We start from the raw sequence: 1,433 nt of genomic DNA, 5'->3' as shown, positions 1-1,433 counted from the left end.
CTGTTCGTCACTATCCGGGGGCGGGCGCCGCACAAGGTGCGCGCCCACGTCGTGTTCGTCAGGTTGGCCCGGCTTCTCGGATATCGTGGAGCAACCGGTACGGCAGGCATGCGACTCCACGATCTGCGACATACGTTCGCTGTTCGCTCGCTTGAGTCCTGCCCGCGTGAGAGGGAGGCCATTGCCCACCACATGGCCGGTCTCAGTGTCTACCTGGGGCACGCGTCGATCGCCAACACGTACTGGTATCTCGAAGCCACGCCAGTGCTGCTGCGCGACATTGCGGCTGCAAGCGAGCAACTTTTTCAAGGAGAAGCGGCATGACGGCGCTTGCTCCCCATCTCTCGGCATATCTGCGGGAACATCTGCCGCGCGAACGCGCCGTCAGCCCGCACACGGTGAAGACCTATGCCAACTGCTTCGTCCTCCTCGTCCAGTTCGCTGCCGATCGGCTGAAGCGCCGACCGACCGATCTCGAGGTTGAGGATCTCGGCACAGACATGATCATGGCCTTCCTCGATCATGTGGAGATCGGCCGCGGCAGCTGCGTGCGGACCCGCAATGGCAGGCTCGCCGCGATCCGATCCTTCTTCCGATACATCGAGTACCGGATTCCAGCCTGCCTCGATCAGGCACTCCGTGTCAGAGCAATCCCGACCAAGAAGACAGACAAGGCGCTGATCGATTACCTCGACCGGGCCGAGATCAAGGCTTTGCTCGATACACCCGATCCCCGGACACGCCTCGGCACCCGTGATCGCGCGATGCTGCATCTTACCTATGCTGGCGGACTGAGGGTGTCGGAACTCGTAACGCTGCAACTGGGCGATTTCCCGGACCGCTCCCTGTCCACCATGCACATCATGGGCAAAGGGCGACGTGAACGGGTCCTGCCGCTGTGGAAGGAGACCCAGATCGCATTGCGCGCATGGCTTGCGATCCGGCCTCAAGTTGAGGTCACCGAGATTTTCCTCAATGCCAACGGGCAGCCGATGACCCGCGACGGATTTGCGTTCCGATTGGCCGAGCACGTCAAGACGGCAGCGACGAAGCAGCCGTCGATCCTTGGGAAGCGCGTCACACCCCACGTGCTTCGTCATTCTTGCGCGATGCACACGCTCGCGGCGACGGGGGACATTCGCAAGGTCGCATTATGGCTCGGCCACGCCAGTATCCAGAGCACCGAGACCTACTTGCGCGCCGATCCCGAAGAGAAGCTGCAGATTCTCGCAGCCCACGGTGCCCCTGCGATCAAGCCGGGGCGCTTCAAGCCGCCTTCCGACGCCTTGATCACAATGCTCACCGACGTTCGAAGGCGGGCCTGACCCGTCTTCGAACACTCCCTCTAACCCGCATATTATCTGGAGTGAAATCATGGAAAACCGAAGGAAACCTGCGTCTCTCGCCGCCACGCTCGACATAAACTGCGACTG

At 61.7% G+C, this 1,433-nt stretch carries 2 protein-coding genes; both read left to right on the top strand.

What is annotated here, in order from left to right; genetic code table 11:
- Nucleotides 1-324 (top strand): site-specific integrase (locus tag ACH0BU_RS18050; protein ID WP_500264478.1); only part of this gene is annotated, 324 nt, incomplete at its 5' end.
- A complete protein-coding gene (locus tag ACH0BU_RS18045) occupies nucleotides 321-1,325 on the top strand; it encodes a tyrosine-type recombinase/integrase (protein WP_024310637.1) in 1,005 nt (334 codons plus the stop codon). The genes ACH0BU_RS18050 and ACH0BU_RS18045, both read left to right, overlap by 4 nt.
- Nucleotides 1,326-1,433 lie beyond the last annotated feature (108 nt).

Origin of the sequence: Sphingomonas olei (genome assembly GCF_045369765.1) — a bacterium.
GTDB classification, from domain to species: Bacteria; Pseudomonadota; Alphaproteobacteria; order Sphingomonadales; family Sphingomonadaceae; genus Sphingomonas; species Sphingomonas panaciterrae.
Note: the sequence above shows the minus strand (reverse complement) of the source record. Positions and strands in the feature narration are given on the sequence as shown.

Excerpts from the sequence above, each read along its gene's own strand:
- ACH0BU_RS18045 (WP_024310637.1), top strand. The coding sequence starts at position 321 with ATGACGGCGCTTGCTCCCCATCTCTCGGCATATCTGCGGGAACATCTG.